This window comes from Burkholderia sp. DN3021 (assembly GCF_049805555.1).
In the GTDB taxonomy this organism is placed as follows: domain Bacteria; phylum Pseudomonadota; class Gammaproteobacteria; order Burkholderiales; family Burkholderiaceae; genus Burkholderia; species Burkholderia pyrrocinia_C.
The window spans coordinates 1-13,457 of record NZ_JBNCAB010000133.1 but is presented as its reverse complement, the minus strand read 5'-3'; the positions used below and the strand labels follow the sequence as shown (position 1 = coordinate 13,457).

Annotated in this window: 16 protein-coding genes; 12 read left to right on the top strand and 4 right to left on the bottom strand. The window is 67.1% G+C overall.

Features of this window, described 5'->3' with window-relative positions; translation table 11 throughout:
- The 7 genes from ACPUER_RS34505 to ACPUER_RS34475 form a co-directional block, all read left to right on the top strand.
- Positions 1–362: Rossmann fold domain-containing protein (locus tag ACPUER_RS34505; RefSeq protein WP_425133295.1), on the top strand; the 362-nt coding region annotated here is incomplete at its 5' end.
- 60 nt (positions 363–422) lie between these two features.
- Positions 423–842 (top strand): dihydroneopterin aldolase, encoded by a 420-nt coding sequence (locus ACPUER_RS34500; protein ID WP_425133294.1) that lies wholly within the window; start codon positions 423–425, stop codon positions 840–842.
- Positions 839–1,831, top strand: coding sequence for a tRNA 2-thiocytidine(32) synthetase TtcA (gene ttcA / locus ACPUER_RS34495; protein ID WP_034179228.1), 993 nt, complete (start codon positions 839–841; stop codon positions 1,829–1,831). Before ACPUER_RS34500 ends, ttcA begins: the two co-directional genes overlap by 4 nt.
- A 135-nt stretch (positions 1,832–1,966) precedes the next feature.
- Positions 1,967–3,328: a bifunctional UDP-N-acetylglucosamine diphosphorylase/glucosamine-1-phosphate N-acetyltransferase GlmU gene (gene glmU / locus ACPUER_RS34490; protein ID WP_425133293.1), complete on the top strand. Its 1,362-nt coding sequence runs from the start codon at positions 1,967–1,969 to the stop codon at positions 3,326–3,328.
- A 55-nt stretch (positions 3,329–3,383) separates the two neighbouring features.
- A complete protein-coding gene (glmS, locus tag ACPUER_RS34485) occupies positions 3,384–5,201 on the top strand; it encodes a glutamine--fructose-6-phosphate transaminase (isomerizing) (protein ID WP_425133292.1) in 1,818 nt (605 codons plus the stop codon).
- Positions 5,202–5,259: 58 nt separating this feature from the next.
- The gene (locus tag ACPUER_RS34480) at positions 5,260–5,727 is read left to right on the top strand and encodes a hypothetical protein (protein ID WP_175963749.1); all 468 of its coding nucleotides are present in this window, start codon (positions 5,260–5,262) and stop codon (positions 5,725–5,727) included.
- Complete coding sequence (locus tag ACPUER_RS34475) at positions 5,727–5,945, top strand: hypothetical protein (protein WP_111015945.1); 219 nt, start codon at positions 5,727–5,729, stop codon at positions 5,943–5,945. Before ACPUER_RS34480 ends, ACPUER_RS34475 begins: the two co-directional genes overlap by 1 nt.
- A gap of 92 nt (positions 5,946–6,037) precedes the next feature.
- On the opposite strand, the gene ACPUER_RS34470 is transcribed toward ACPUER_RS34475, so the two are convergent.
- The gene (locus ACPUER_RS34470; protein WP_175963748.1) at positions 6,038–6,874 is read right to left on the bottom strand and encodes an FTR1 family iron permease; all 837 of its coding nucleotides are present in this window, start codon (positions 6,872–6,874) and stop codon (positions 6,038–6,040) included.
- Positions 6,875–6,886: 12 nt separating this feature from the next.
- Positions 6,887–7,219, bottom strand: a complete 333-nt coding sequence (locus ACPUER_RS34465; protein ID WP_204424852.1) for a cupredoxin domain-containing protein — start codon at positions 7,217–7,219, stop codon at positions 6,887–6,889.
- Between the two features lie 348 nt (positions 7,220–7,567).
- On the opposite strand from ACPUER_RS34465, the gene ACPUER_RS34460 reads away from it, so the two are divergent.
- On the top strand, positions 7,568–7,768 hold the full coding sequence (locus ACPUER_RS34460) for a heavy-metal-associated domain-containing protein (protein ID WP_047899211.1): 201 nt from the start codon (positions 7,568–7,570) through the stop codon (positions 7,766–7,768).
- Between the two features lie 63 nt (positions 7,769–7,831).
- Here ACPUER_RS34460 and ACPUER_RS34455 read toward each other — a convergent pair whose 3' ends face one another.
- Both ACPUER_RS34455 and ACPUER_RS34450 read right to left on the bottom strand, forming a co-directional pair.
- Positions 7,832–9,322, bottom strand: a complete 1,491-nt coding sequence (locus ACPUER_RS34455) for an aldehyde dehydrogenase (protein ID WP_310135489.1) — start codon at positions 9,320–9,322, stop codon at positions 7,832–7,834.
- Between the two features lie 84 nt (positions 9,323–9,406).
- Positions 9,407–9,958 carry a cupin domain-containing protein gene (locus ACPUER_RS34450; protein ID WP_072437665.1) on the bottom strand — a complete coding sequence of 184 codons (552 nt, stop codon included), beginning with the start codon at positions 9,956–9,958 and terminating at the stop codon, positions 9,407–9,409.
- A 411-nt stretch (positions 9,959–10,369) separates the two neighbouring features.
- Between ACPUER_RS34450 and ACPUER_RS34445 the strand changes: the two genes are divergently transcribed.
- From ACPUER_RS34445 to ACPUER_RS34430, 4 genes are all read left to right on the top strand, one after another.
- Positions 10,370–10,594, top strand: a complete 225-nt coding sequence (locus tag ACPUER_RS34445) for a hypothetical protein (RefSeq protein WP_072437498.1) — start codon at positions 10,370–10,372, stop codon at positions 10,592–10,594.
- Between the two features lie 283 nt (positions 10,595–10,877).
- Positions 10,878–11,663, top strand: coding sequence for a gamma-glutamyl-gamma-aminobutyrate hydrolase family protein (locus tag ACPUER_RS34440; RefSeq protein ID WP_425133291.1), 786 nt, complete (start codon positions 10,878–10,880; stop codon positions 11,661–11,663).
- A gap of 28 nt (positions 11,664–11,691) precedes the next feature.
- On the top strand, positions 11,692–13,029 hold the full coding sequence (locus ACPUER_RS34435; RefSeq protein ID WP_310135493.1) for a glutamine synthetase family protein: 1,338 nt from the start codon (positions 11,692–11,694) through the stop codon (positions 13,027–13,029).
- A gap of 38 nt (positions 13,030–13,067) precedes the next feature.
- Positions 13,068–13,457: aminotransferase class III-fold pyridoxal phosphate-dependent enzyme (locus tag ACPUER_RS34430; protein WP_425133290.1), on the top strand; the 390-nt coding region annotated here is incomplete at its 3' end.

Here is a 13,457-nt window from a genome sequence, read left to right as displayed (position 1 = left end):
TGACGGCGCCGCTCGCGCTGGCCCGCGCGCTCGCCGATGCGACGCCCGACGCCGCGCGCGAGCACGAAGCGCTGCGCGCGTGCGCGATCCACGTGCTGGACCAGGCGCTGTTTCACCCGGCGCCGGCGCAGTTGTCGCACGCGCTGATGCAGGCCGCGCTGAACCGCGCGACGTCGGCGCTGGCGCTGGCGCTCGCGCCGAAGGTGCGGGTCGCGGCACTGGTGCGCGGCCACGCGGCACACGCGGACGACATCGCGGCGGCCGCCTGCTATCTCGCGAGCGCGCCCGGCGTCACGGGCGCGACGCTGACCGTCGACGGCGGCGAGCACCTCGTGCCGCCCGCCGCCGGCCCGAATGAATGAACCGCGGGCGCGCGGCCTGACTGCCGCCGCCCGCGCCGCTTTGCGTGGGCGCACGCCAATTTGACTGGGACGACCAAGTTTTCCGCTCTCCTGCACCCCCGCCTCGCGGATTGCCGCAGGCTCTACCTGCGCGATTACGAGGTGCACATCAACATCGGTGCCTTCGAACACGAGAAGCGCGGCGAGCAGCGCGTCGTCATCAACGTCGACCTGTTCGTGCCGCTCGCGCTGTCCACCCCCGTCGACGATCGTCTCCATGAAGTCGTCGACTACGACCTGATGAAGCAGAGCGTCGCGCAATGCATGGCGCGCGGCCACATCCACCTGCAGGAAACGCTGTGCGACGCGATCGCCGCGCACCTGCTGGCGCACGACGCCGTGCGCGCGGTACGCGTCTGTACCGAGAAACCGGACGCCTATCCGGACTGCGACGCCGTCGGCGTCGAAGTCTTTCGCATCAAGGACGAGGAGCGCGCATGAACGCCCCCCACATGAACGACACGGCGGCCGACGCCGCCACCCTCGACGCGGCCGCCCCGGCCGGCCGCCAGGCGCTGACGCGCCGCGAGCAGAAGGAAGCGTACGAGAACAACAAGCTGTTCAAGCGGATCGTGCGCCAGGTCGGCCAGGCGATCGGCGACTACAACATGATCGAGCACGGCGACAAGGTGATGGTCTGCCTGTCGGGCGGCAAGGACAGCTACGCGATGCTCGACGTGCTGCTGCGCCTGCGCGAGCGCGCGCCGATCGACTTCGACATCGTCGCGGTGAACCTCGACCAGAAGCAGCCGGGCTTCCCCGAGCACGTGCTGCCCGAATACCTGAAGCAGGTCGGCGTGCCGTTCCACATCGAGAACCAGGACACCTACAGCATCGTCAAGCGGCTCGTGCCCGAAGGCAAGACGACCTGCTCGCTGTGCTCGCGGCTGCGCCGCGGGATCCTGTACCGCGTGGCCGGCGAGCTCGGCGCGACCAAGATCGCGCTCGGCCACCACCGCGACGACATCGTGCAGACGCTGCTGCTCAACATGTTCTACGGCGGCAAGCTGAAGGGGATGCCGCCGAAGCTGCAGTCGGACGACGGCAAGAACATCGTGATCCGCCCGCTCGCGTACGTGAAGGAAACCGATCTCGAGAAATACGCGGAGCTGCGCGAATTCCCGATCATCCCGTGCAACCTGTGCGGCAGCCAGCCGAACCTGAAGCGCGCGGAAATGAAGGCGCTGATCCGCGAATGGGACAAGCGCTTCCCGGGCCGCGTCGAGAACATGTTCAACGCGCTCGCGAAGGTCGTGCCGTCGCACCTGATGGACACGACGCTGTTTCCGTTCACGTCGCTGCGCGCGACGGGCGTTGCCGATCCGCAGGGCGACATCGCGTTCGACGAGGAACCGTGCGCGTCGGGCGACGACGCCGCGGCGCCGGGCGCCGCCCAGCCGATCTCGATCGTCCAGTTCGACGACCTGTAAGCGGGGTCGGAAGACCTGCCGGAACGGGGCGCCGGCCGCCCTTTCCGGCGCCGCCGGGCCCGCGCGGCGGGCCCGGAACGGCGGGGGCCGCATGCTAAAATGGACGGCTTCGAACTCCTCTGACAAGCTGGCGCCATGAATATCGTGATTTTGGCGGCAGGCACCGGCAAGCGCATGCGTTCCGCGCTGCCGAAAGTGCTTCACCCCCTGGCCGGCAGGCCGCTCCTCTCCCACGTCATCGACACCGCGCGCACGCTGCAGCCGTCCCGGCTCGTCGTCGTCGTCGGTCACGGCGCCGAGCGGGTCCAGGCTGCCGTCGCCGCGCCCGACGTCCAGTTCGCGGTGCAGACCGAGCAGCTCGGCACCGGCCACGCGGTGCGCCAGGCGCTGCCGCTGCTCGATCCCGCGCAACCGACGCTCGTGCTGTACGGTGACGTGCCGCTCACCCGCGCGTCGACGCTGCGGCGCCTCGTCGACGCCGCGCGCGACGGCCGCTACGGAATTCTGACCGTCACGCTCGACGATCCGACCGGCTATGGCCGCATCGTGCGCGACGCGGCAGGCTTCGTCACGCGCATCGTCGAGCAGAAGGACGCGTCGCCGGAACAGCTGAAGATTGCCGAAATCAACACCGGCATCATCGTCACGCCCACGGCCCAGCTGTCGATGTGGCTCGGCGCGTTGAAGAACGAAAACGCGCAGGGCGAGTACTACCTGACCGACGTCGTCGAGCTCGCGATCGAGGCCGGCTTCGAGGTCGTCACGGCGCAGCCGGACGACGAATGGGAAACGCTCGGCGTGAACAGCAAGGCGCAGCTCGCCGAACTCGAGCGCATCCACCAGCGCAATGTCGCGCAAGCGCTGCTCGTCGACGGCGTCACGCTCGCCGATCCGGCGCGCGTCGACGTGCGCGGCACGCTGCGCTGCGGCCGCGACGTGTCGATCGACGTGAACTGCGTGTTCGAAGGCAACGTGACGCTCGCCGACAACGTGACGATCGGCGCGAACTGCGTGATCCGCAACGCGTCGGTCGGCGCCGGCACGCGCATCGACGCATTCACGCACATCGACGGCGCCGAGCTCGGCGCGAACACCGTAATCGGTCCGTACGCGCGGCTGCGCCCCGGCGCGCAGCTCGCGGACGAAGCGCACGTCGGCAACTTCGTCGAGGTGAAGAACGCGGTGATCGGCCACGGCTCGAAGGCGAACCACCTCACGTATATCGGCGACGCCGACATCGGCGCGCGCGTGAACATCGGCGCGGGCACGATCACCTGCAACTACGACGGCGCGAACAAGTTCCGCACCGTGATCGAGGACGACGTGTTCGTCGGCTCCGACACGCAGCTCGTCGCGCCCGTGCGCGTCGGCCGCGGCGTGACGATCGCGGCCGGCACGACGATCTGGAAGGACGTTGCCGACGGCCTGCTCGCATTGAACGAGAAGACCCAGACGACGAAGAGCGGCTACGTCCGCCCGGTCAAGAAGAAAAGCTGAACCCTTTGCGGGCGCCCCGGCGGCGCCCGCGTCGACTTACAGGACTGACCCATTCATGTGCGGCATTGTCGGCGCAGTTGCGCAGCGTAATATCGTTCCGGTGCTGATCGAAGGATTGCGGCGCCTCGAATACCGTGGCTACGACTCGTGCGGCGTCGCCGTGCTCGAGCCGGGCGCACCGAAGCGCGCGCGCAGCGTCGCGCGCGTCGCCGATCTCGACGCGCAGGTGCGCGAATCGCACCTCGAAGGCACGACCGGCGTCGCGCACACGCGCTGGGCGACGCACGGCGCGCCCGTCACGCACAACGCGCACCCGATCTTCTCGTCGGACGCGCTCGCGCTCGTCCACAACGGCATCATCGAGAACTTCGAGCCGCTGCGCGAAGCGCTGCGCGCGAAGGGCTACGAATTCGTGTCGCAGACCGACACCGAAGTGATCGCGCACCTCGTGCACAGCCTGTACCGCGGCAACCTGTTCGACGCGGTGCGCGAAGCCGTGCGGCAGCTGCACGGCGCGTATGCGATCGCCGTGATCCACAAGGACCAGCCGCACACCGTCGTCGGTGCGCGCCAGGGTTCGCCGCTCGTCGTCGGCCACGGCGACGGCGAGAACTTCCTCGCGTCCGATGCGCTCGCGCTCGCGGGCAGCACCGACCGCTTCACGTTCCTCGAGGAAGGCGACGTGTGCGAGCTGTCGCTCGACGGCGTGAAGATCGTCGACCGCCACGGCGCCACCGTGCAGCGCGAAATCCGCGTAGTCAGCGCATACGGCGGCGCGGTCGAGCTGGGCCCGTATCGCCACTTCATGCAGAAGGAAATCTTCGAGCAGCCGCGCGCGATCGGCGATACCGTGCCGCAAACCGACGCGTTCGACGCGACGCTGTTCGGCGACGCCGCGCCCGCCGCGTTCGCGGACATCGACAGCCTGCTGATCCTCGCGTGCGGCACGAGCTACTACTCGGGCCTCACCGCGAAGTACTGGCTCGAATCGATCGCGAAAATCCCGACCCAGGTCGAGATCGCGAGCGAATACCGCTACCGCGAGTCGGTGCCGAACCCGCGCCAGCTCGTGCTCGTGATCTCGCAGTCGGGCGAGACGGCCGACACGCTCGCGGCGCTCAAGCATGCGCAGTCGCTCGGCCACACGCATACGCTCGCGGTCTGCAACGTCGCGACGAGCGCGATGGTGCGCCTGACCGAAATGCAGTTCCTGACGCACGCGGGCACCGAGATCGGCGTCGCGTCGACCAAGGCGTTCACGACGCAGCTCGTCGCGCTGTTCGTGCTGGCCGCGACGCTCGGCAAGCTGCGCGGGCACGTCGACGCCGCGCAGGAAGCCGAGTTCCTGAAGCAGCTGCGCCACCTGCCGGCCGCGCTGAACAGCGTGCTCGCGCTCGAGCCGCAGATCATCGCGTGGTCGGAGGAATTCGCGCGCAAGGAAAACGCGCTGTTCCTCGGCCGCGGGCTGCACTACCCGATCGCGCTCGAAGGCGCGCTGAAGCTGAAGGAAATCTCGTACATCCACGCCGAGGCCTATCCGGCCGGCGAACTGAAGCACGGGCCGCTCGCGCTCGTCACGGAAGCGATGCCGGTCGTCACGGTCGCGCCGAACGACACGCTGCTCGAGAAGCTGAAGTCGAACATGCAGGAAGTGCGGGCGCGCGGCGGCGAGCTGTACGTATTCGCCGATGCCGATACGCAGATCGTCAACGACGACGGCCTGCACGTGATCCGGATGCCGGAACACTACGGGCAACTGTCGCCGATCCTGCACGTCGTGCCGCTGCAACTGCTCGCGTATCACACCGCGTGCGCGCGCGGCACCGACGTCGACAAGCCGCGGAACCTCGCGAAATCGGTGACGGTGGAGTAAGGCGAAAGACCGATCGGCGCAGCCGGCACGGCGCACCAACGAGACAGACGGAGAGACAATGGTAAGACTGTTTGGATGCGGATTGCTGGCGCTGACGTTCGCGTCGACGGGCTGGGCCGCCGAGCACTACGTCGAGGTCTGGAACCCGCCCGAGGCGCGGAAGCCGGTGGCACATACGCCGGAAGCCCGTACGCCGGAAGCCCGTACGCCGGCCGCGCCCGCGCGCGCCGGCAAGAGCGCCGAGAAGCACGCGAGCGCAACGCCGAAAGCCGCTGCGAAACCGCACAAGCGTCGTGTCACGCAAACCGTGAAAGCCGGCTCGCCTCGCCCGCCCGCCGCGGCCGAGGCGCCGGCCGCACCGCGCCCCGTCGCGCAGCCCGCGCCGGGCCGTCTCACGGTGATGCAGCCCGCCGGCCCCGACGCGACGCACGCGCTCGATTTCTCCGATATTCCGCGGCAATACACGCCGGACGGCAACGTGCTGCGAGTCGGCACGCACAACCGCTCCGCGGAGGTGACTCGATAATGGAAGCGCAAACCTACCACGGCTACCAGATCTGGGGCCACGCGATCCTGCAGCAGGACGAGATCCTGCAGCCCGAACGCTTCGCGGCGAGCGGCACGATCACGCAGAACAACCGGCTCGTCGAAGCGTCCGGCGTGCTCGGCGTATTCGACACCGAAGACGACGCGCGCGAGGCCGGGCTCGAATGGGCCCGCGCGTGGATCGACAGCCACCGCTGACCGGCGCGCAGCCGACCGCGCGCTGACCGCGAGCCGCAAACGAAAGAAGGGGCGTCCACGACGCCCCTTCTTTCGTTCGAACCCGGGAAAACTCACACGACAGGCCGCGGCGGCCTCATCGTCGCCTGCGGACGACCGACGAGCCGCGTCAGCACGACGATCGCCGCCAGCGTCGCGACGTACGCGGCGATCTGGATGCCCGCCGGACGCGCGGTATAGCCGATCAGCGTATGCAGCGCCTTGCCGACGATGCTCGACTCCTTCAGCAGCCACGACGTGTCCCAGATCGCATCGCCCCACGACGGCACGAGGCCGGCCGCCAGCAGGAAACCGACACACTGGCTCGCCATCCCGGCCGCCAGCAGCACGATCAGCCCGTTGGTGACGGAGAACAGGCGCTTCAGCGGAATCTGCAGCAGGCCCGCATACATCGCATAACCGAGCCCGGCTCCGCCGAGCACGCCGAGCAGCCCGCCGACGATCATCTGCGGCGTCTGCCCCGGATCGCCCGCGGCGATGCCGTACAGGAACAGCACGGCCTCGGAGCCTTCGCGCAGCACCGCGACGCCGACCACGATCGCCAGCCCCGTCAGCGGCCGGCTGCCGGCCGCGACGGCCCGTCCGACTTCGCCCATGTGCAGCGCCATCTCGCGGCCGTGCCGGCTCATCCAGATGCAGTGCCAGGCCAGCATCAGCGTCGCGACGAACATCACGCCCGCGTTGAATACTTCCTGCCCCATGCCGGACGCCCACTGCGAGATCACGTCGGCGAACGCCGCGATCAGGCCCGCGCCGACCACGCCGCCGACGAGCCCGCCGCCGACCCACCAGCCGCGCCGCGGCACGCCCTTCGTGGCGGCCATCACGATCGAGACCACCAGCGCGGCCTCGAGCACTTCACGAAAGACAATCAGCGCGGTAGACAGCATGGCGGGATTCGCTTACTTGACGGTCAGGTGGGTCTTCGACTGCGCTTCGTGATACTCGTCGTGAAACTCGTAGGTGCCGGCCTTCAGCGGCCCGACCAGGATCTCGGCCGACTTGCCGGCGGGAATGACCTTCTCGGCCTTGAAGTCGTCGCTCTCGAATTCCGCGGGCGTCGCATCGAGGTTCTTCACGACGAACTTCACTTTCTTGCCGGCCGGAATCGTCACGCCATCGGGTGAAAACTTGTGGTCCTTCAGCGTCAGGTTGACGACGTCGTCGGCGGCGAATGCGGTGGCGGCCGACGCGGCCAGCAGGACAGCGGCGAAACCCAGTGCGAAACGGTTCATGTACGTAATGAAATGGAATGTCGAAGGACATTGATAGTAAGATCGATTCGCATTTCCATATCGCGTACCCTTACCGGCATTATGGAGATAGCGCTTCACACATGCGCACCGCGCGTTGCCAGGCAAGGCGCTCGTCGCACGACGGCGGCCGCGCATCGGCGTCAATCGGGAAAGATTCCGACTGACGCATGCGACTGCCCCCCCTATTTGTCTGACCTCACCCTGACGAATCATTTCTCCGCGCCGGGCGACAACGCATGCATCAGGCGGCATGAATGCGCTTGACCTTCCCACCATGGCAAGCTTCATGCTGACCATGCTCGTCAATCGTCAACTCAGGAGAACACGATGGAATTCGAAGTCCAGGACATGACCTGCGGCGGCTGCGCCAATGCAATCACGCGCGCGGTGACGGCCGCCGATCCCGCCGCGAAGCTCGACATCGACGTCGCGACGAAGATCGTCAAGGTCGAATCGGCGCAAGGCGCCGAGCGCGTGCAGTCGATCATCGAGGCCGCCGGCTTCCACCCCGCGCTGCGCACCGCATAACGCGTGCTTCTGGCTGCGGGCCGCGGGCGAACCGCGTGGCGGGGTTGCGCCCGCGGCACCGCGTCAGCGCAGCCGGATCAGCGTCGACTTCAGCTCGGTGTACTTCTCGAGCGCATGCAGCGACTTGTCGCGGCCGTTGCCCGACTGCTTGTAACCGCCGAACGGGAAGTTCATGTCGCCGCCCTCGTCGTAGCAGTTCACCCACACCGTGCCCGCGCGCAGTCGGCGCGACACGTCGTGCGCGGTCGTCAGATTCGACGTCCATACGGCCGCGGCCAGCCCGTATTCGGTGTCGTTGGCGATCCGCACGGCTTCGTCGACGTCGTCGAACACGATCACCGACAGCACGGGCCCGAAGATCTCCTCGCGCGCGATCTTCGCATCGGGCTTCACCTCGAACACCGTCGGCTCGACATAGAAGCCGCCCGTCTCCTCCTTCACGCGCGCACCACCCGTGACGAGCCTGCCTTCGCTGCGCCCCGCCTCGATATAACCGAGCACGCGCTCGAGCTGGATGCCGTCGACGATCGCGCCCATCGACACCGACGGATCAAGCGGGTTGCCGGGCACGTAAGCCCGCGCGGCCGCCACGAGCTTCTCGATGAATACGTCCTTGATGTCGCGATGCACGAGCAGCCGCGAGCCGGCCGTGCACATCTCGCCCATGTTGTAGAAGATCGCGCCGGCCGCGGCCTGCGCGGCGCGGTCGAGATCGGGACAATCGGGAAGCACGATGTTCGGCGACTTGCCGCCGAGTTCGAGCCATGCGCGCTTCAAATTCGACTGCGCGGCGTACTGCATGATCAGCTTGCCGACCGCCGTCGAGCCGGTGAACGCGATGCAGTCGACGTCGCGATGCAGCGCGAGCAGCTTGCCGGGAACGCCCGCGCCCGGCACGACGTTGAACACGCCTGCCGGGATGCCGGCTTCGTATGCGAGCTGCGCGACGCGGATCGCGGTCAGCGGCGATTTCTCCGACGGCTTCAGCACGACGCTGTTGCCGGCCGCGAGCGCGGGGCCGAACTTCCATGCGGCCATCAGGATCGGGAAGTTCCACGGCACGACGGCCGCCACCACGCCGACCGGCTCGCGCGTGACGAGACCGACGAGATGATGATCGGCCGGCGCGACTTCGCCGCCGACCTTGTCGATCGCTTCCGCAAACCATTCGACGCAATACGCGGCGCCCGGCACGTCGACCGTCGTCGTGTCGCCGATCGGCTTGCCCGCGTCGAGCGTCTCGAGCAGCGACAGTTCGTCGAGATGCTCGTGCATCAGCGCGGCCCAGCGCAGCAGCACGGCCTTGCGCGCACGCGGGTTCAGGCCGGCCCATACGCCCGCGTCGAACGCGCGGCGCGCGGCCGCCACCGCCGCGTTCACGTCGGCTTCGCCGCATTCGGCGACCTTCGCCAGCACGCGGCCGTCGATCGGGCTCACGCAGTCGAACGTCTTGCCTCCTTGCGCGTCGCGCAACGCGCCGTCGATGAATGCGCGCCCTTCGATCTCGAGCGACGCCGCCTTGTCCTGCCAGTCAGCCAAAGTCAACTTGTTCATCAGGATGCCTCAATGTTGTGGCATTCGCGGTGCGACGCGCCGCGCGCATCATGCGCGGCCGGCCGCGAATGCGGTGACGCGCGGTCAGAAGGTTGCCGGCGAATTGGCCGACACGACCTCGCAGATCTGTTCCGCGCTGGGATTGCGAAAACGGTGCGGCAAACGGCTTTCGAAGTAGTAGCCGTCTCCGGGGTCGAGCAGCCACGTCGCGCCGTCGACGGTCAGCTCGAGCCGACCCGATACGACGACGCCGCCCTCGTGCCCCGCGTGCACGAGCATCTCGGGGCCCGTATCGGCGTGCGGCTGGTAGATCTCGCGCAGGATGCACATGTTGCGGTCCTTCACGCTCGCGCCGACCAGATGAAACGCGAGCGTGTCGTTGCCGAGGTTCGGCATCTCGGCGCGACGCGATACGACCGTGCGCGATTCGACGAGCTCGAACGTAAAGAACTCCGCGAGACTCATCGGGATGCATTCGAGCAGCTTCTTCAGCGAGCCGACCGACGGGCTCACACGGCCCTGTTCGATCAGCGAGATCGTGCCGTTGGTCACGCCGGCGCGCTTCGCGAGTTCGCGCTGCGACAGGCCATGCTTGTTGCGCACGAAACGCAGGCGCTCGGCGACTTCGGTGGACATCGATTCGGTTTCGGACACGATAAGTGCGATGACAAAGTGAAACGACGCAGTGGACAGCCGTTGAATATTCTAATCACTTTATGCCGTGCATCAGCGGGGAAAACCCTGAAAGGCGTTCGAAATAATGAACACCGTTCCGATTATTCCTTTTGCGAATCTTTGTTTTCACTGCTCGGGAAAGCCCTGATGCAGGACCGTTAAAAAACATTTGACGCCGTTTTTGGCTCGTATATGCTGGCTCTCAGGTCAGCGTCATTTGGCTTTCACAGGCAGCAAAACGCGTTATTGCAACGCAAAAATTGCTGCCCATCATGTAAATGACGTGTAACCGGCGCCTTGATTATTTTAAACGCCCAGCGCGTCGAAACGGTCAGGTGTTCAATACTTTCAACAACCCAGTCGAGTGTAATCGTGAGAGTCCGTGGCCCTCTGGTGAGGTGGGATCGAAGCGTGGCGCGAAGTTCGCGCAGCGCGGCGTCCCCTTCCGATGGCAGTTGCGGCTGGCATAGTCCTCGCCTGCAGCATCTGTCGATCTACACCATCCTGTCCCGTCGTTCCGTTCGGCGCCACAACGCCGTTTCCGCACGCGCATTCGTCGCCGTCGATACCGACGAAGTGGCGTCGCTGCTGCCGTAGCGCCTCTCCTTTCTTTACGTCGTTCGTTTCGTCTGCCGATTCGCCAACCGCGTCGTCCATGCGGTGACGGAACGCGTTCGCGCATTCGTTGCCGCGTCGCGTATCGCATCCGAACGAACGACGGCCTGATCGTCGCGCGCAGCGCGGATCGCCACGTCATCCCGCTGCGCCCATTCACCAGCGGCCTTGCGCTCTGCGCCAGGCTGCGGGGCCGTGTCGTGCCTGCGTTTTGCAATATCCGACCCGACGCACGCCACATCCCTACGGATTACTGATTGACGTCATGGAAAGGAAACCCCTCGTCGGCATCACCGCCGACCACACGCAAATCGGCGCACACGCGTCGCATACGGTCGGCGACAAATACGTCGCCGCGATCGTCGACGGCGCGCAGGCGCTCGCGATGGTGCTGCCCGCGCTCGGCGAGCGCCAGTCGGCTGACGACATCCTCGACACGGTCGACGGCCTGCTGTTTACCGGCAGCTACTCGAACGTCGAGCCGCACCTGTACGGCGGCGAGCCGAGCGCGCCCGGCACGAAGCACGACCCGGCACGCGATGCGACGACGCTGCCGCTGCTGCGCGCGGCGATCGCCGCAGGCGTGCCGGTGCTCGCCGTCTGCCGCGGCTTCCAGGAGCTGAACGTCGTCTGCGGCGGCACGCTGCACCAGCGCGTGCACGACGTGCCGGGCCTCGCCGATCACCGCGAGGACAACGCCGCGCCGATGGACACGCAATACGGCCCCGCACACGTCGTGCACCTGACGCCCGGCGGCAAGCTGCATGCGCTCGCCGGCGGCCGCGATGAAGTGCGCGTGAACTCGCTGCACCAGCAGGGCATCGCGCAGCTCGGCTCCGGCCTCGCCGTCGAGGCCGTCGCGCCGGACGGCCTGATCGAGGCCGTCAGCGTCGTCGATGCCCCGGCTTTCGCACTCGCCGTGCAATGGCACCCGGAATGGCGGCATGCGCAGGATCCGCTGTCGAGCGCGATCTTCCGCGCCTTCGGCGACGCCTGCCGCGCCCGACGAACTGCCCGCACGCGCGCCACGGCCGCCGCCGCGCTCGCCTGAGCGCGCCGACCCACTTACGAGAACAGACATGCAAGACATCGAAAGTTTTCTGAAACAACACCGGATCACCGAAGTCGAGGCGATCATTCCCGACATGGCCGGCATCGCGCGCGGCAAGATCACGCCGCGCAACAAGTTCACGTCCGGCGAGTCGATGCGGCTGCCGCAGGCCGTGATGGTGCAGACCGTCACCGGCGAATATCCGGAAGACGGCTCGCTGACCGGCGTGACCGATCCCGACATGGTGTGCGTGCCCGACGAGTCGACGATCCGCCTGATCCCGTGGGCCGTCGACCCGACCGCGCAGGTGATCCACGACTGCGTGCATTTCGACGGCTCGCCGGTCGAGATCTCGCCGCGCTACGTGCTGCGCCGCGTGCTCGAGCTGTACAAGGCGAAGGGCTGGAAGCCCGTCGTCGCACCGGAGCTCGAGTTCTATCTGGTCGACATGAACAAGGACCCCGACCTGCCGCTGCGCCCCCCGGTCGGCCGCACGGGACGCCCCGAAACGGGCCGCCAGTCGTATTCGATCGAGGCCGTCAACGAGTTCGATCCGCTGTTCGAGGACATCTACGAGTACTGCGAAGCACAGAACCTCGACATCGACACGCTGATCCACGAAGTCGGCGCCGCGCAGATGGAGATCAACTTCATGCACGGCGACGCGCTGTCGCTGGCCGACCAGGTGTTCCTGTTCAAGCGCACGGTGCGCGAGGCCGCGCTGCGTCACAACATGTACGCGACGTTCATGGCCAAGCCGATGGAAAACGAGCCGGGTTCTGCGATGCACGTGCACCAGAGCATCGTCGACGAGGAAACGGGCCAGAACCTGTTCACGTCGCAGGAAACCGGCGGCGCGACGTCGATGTTCTACAACTACCTCGCGGGGCTGCAGAAGTACACGCCGGCGCTGATGCCGATCTTCGCGCCGTACATCAACTCGTATCGTCGCCTGTCGCGCTTCATGGCCGCGCCGATCAACGTGCAGTGGGGCTACGACAACCGCACGGTCGGCTTCCGCATCCCGCACTCGGGCCCGTCGGCGCGCCGCATCGAGAACCGCATCCCGGGCGTCGACTGCAATCCGTACCTCGCGCTCGCCGCGACGCTCGCGGCCGGCTACCTCGGCATGACGCAGCGCCTGGAGCCGACCGAGCCGCTCGTCAGCGACGGCTACGACCTGCCGTACCAGCTGCCGCGCAACCTCGAGGAAGGGCTGACGCTGATGGCCGCGTGCGAGCCGCTCGGCGAAATCCTCGGCCAAAAGTTCCTGAAGGCGTATTTCGCGCTGAAGGAAACCGAATACGAAGCGTTCTTCCGCGTGATCAGCTCGTGGGAACGCCGCCACCTGCTGCTGCACGTCTAAGCGCGCGCACAACCGCCATACGGAATCACGGAGGAAACATGACTTACCGCAACGAATCTGCCTGGATCCAGCCGGCCGCGCCGGCCGTCGCGCCGCGCGCGACGCAGGCACGCTCGACCGCCGAATACCGCGCGCTCGACGCCGCGCACCACATCCACCCGTTCTCGGACATGGGCGCGCTGAACCGCGCGGGCAGCCGCGTGATCGTGAAGGCCGACGGCGTCTACCTGTGGGACTCGGACGGCAACAAGATCATCGACGGGATGGCCGGCCTCTGGTGCGTGAACGTCGGCTACGGCCGCAAGGAACTCGCCGATGCCGCGTATCGCCAGCTGCAGGAACTGCCGTTCTACAACACCTTCTTCAAGACGACGCACCCGCCGGTGATCGAACTGTCGGCAATGCTCGCGGAAGTGACGCCCGCCGGC

Bases quoted from the DNA above. Each gene is read 5' to 3' on its own strand.
- glmS (WP_425133292.1), top strand. From the start codon at position 3,384: ATGTGCGGCATTGTCGGCGCAGTTGCGCAGCGTAATATCGTTCCGGTG.
- ACPUER_RS34470 (WP_175963748.1), bottom strand. From the start codon at position 6,874: ATGCTGTCTACCGCGCTGATTGTCTTTCGTGAAGTGCTCGAGGCCGCG.
- ACPUER_RS34480 (WP_175963749.1), top strand. From the start codon at position 5,260: ATGGTAAGACTGTTTGGATGCGGATTGCTGGCGCTGACGTTCGCGTCG.
- ACPUER_RS34465 (WP_204424852.1), bottom strand. From the start codon at position 7,219: ATGAACCGTTTCGCACTGGGTTTCGCCGCTGTCCTGCTGGCCGCGTCG.
- ttcA (WP_034179228.1), top strand. From the start codon at position 839: ATGAACGCCCCCCACATGAACGACACGGCGGCCGACGCCGCCACCCTC.
- ACPUER_RS34475 (WP_111015945.1), top strand. From the start codon at position 5,727: ATGGAAGCGCAAACCTACCACGGCTACCAGATCTGGGGCCACGCGATC.
- ACPUER_RS34450 (WP_072437665.1), bottom strand. From the start codon at position 9,958: ATGTCCACCGAAGTCGCCGAGCGCCTGCGTTTCGTGCGCAACAAGCAT.
- ACPUER_RS34435 (WP_310135493.1), top strand. From the start codon at position 11,692: ATGCAAGACATCGAAAGTTTTCTGAAACAACACCGGATCACCGAAGTC.
- ACPUER_RS34440 (WP_425133291.1), top strand. From the start codon at position 10,878: ATGGAAAGGAAACCCCTCGTCGGCATCACCGCCGACCACACGCAAATC.
- glmU (WP_425133293.1), top strand. From the start codon at position 1,967: ATGAATATCGTGATTTTGGCGGCAGGCACCGGCAAGCGCATGCGTTCC.
- ACPUER_RS34460 (WP_047899211.1), top strand. From the start codon at position 7,568: ATGGAATTCGAAGTCCAGGACATGACCTGCGGCGGCTGCGCCAATGCA.
- ACPUER_RS34455 (WP_310135489.1), bottom strand. From the start codon at position 9,322: ATGAACAAGTTGACTTTGGCTGACTGGCAGGACAAGGCGGCGTCGCTC.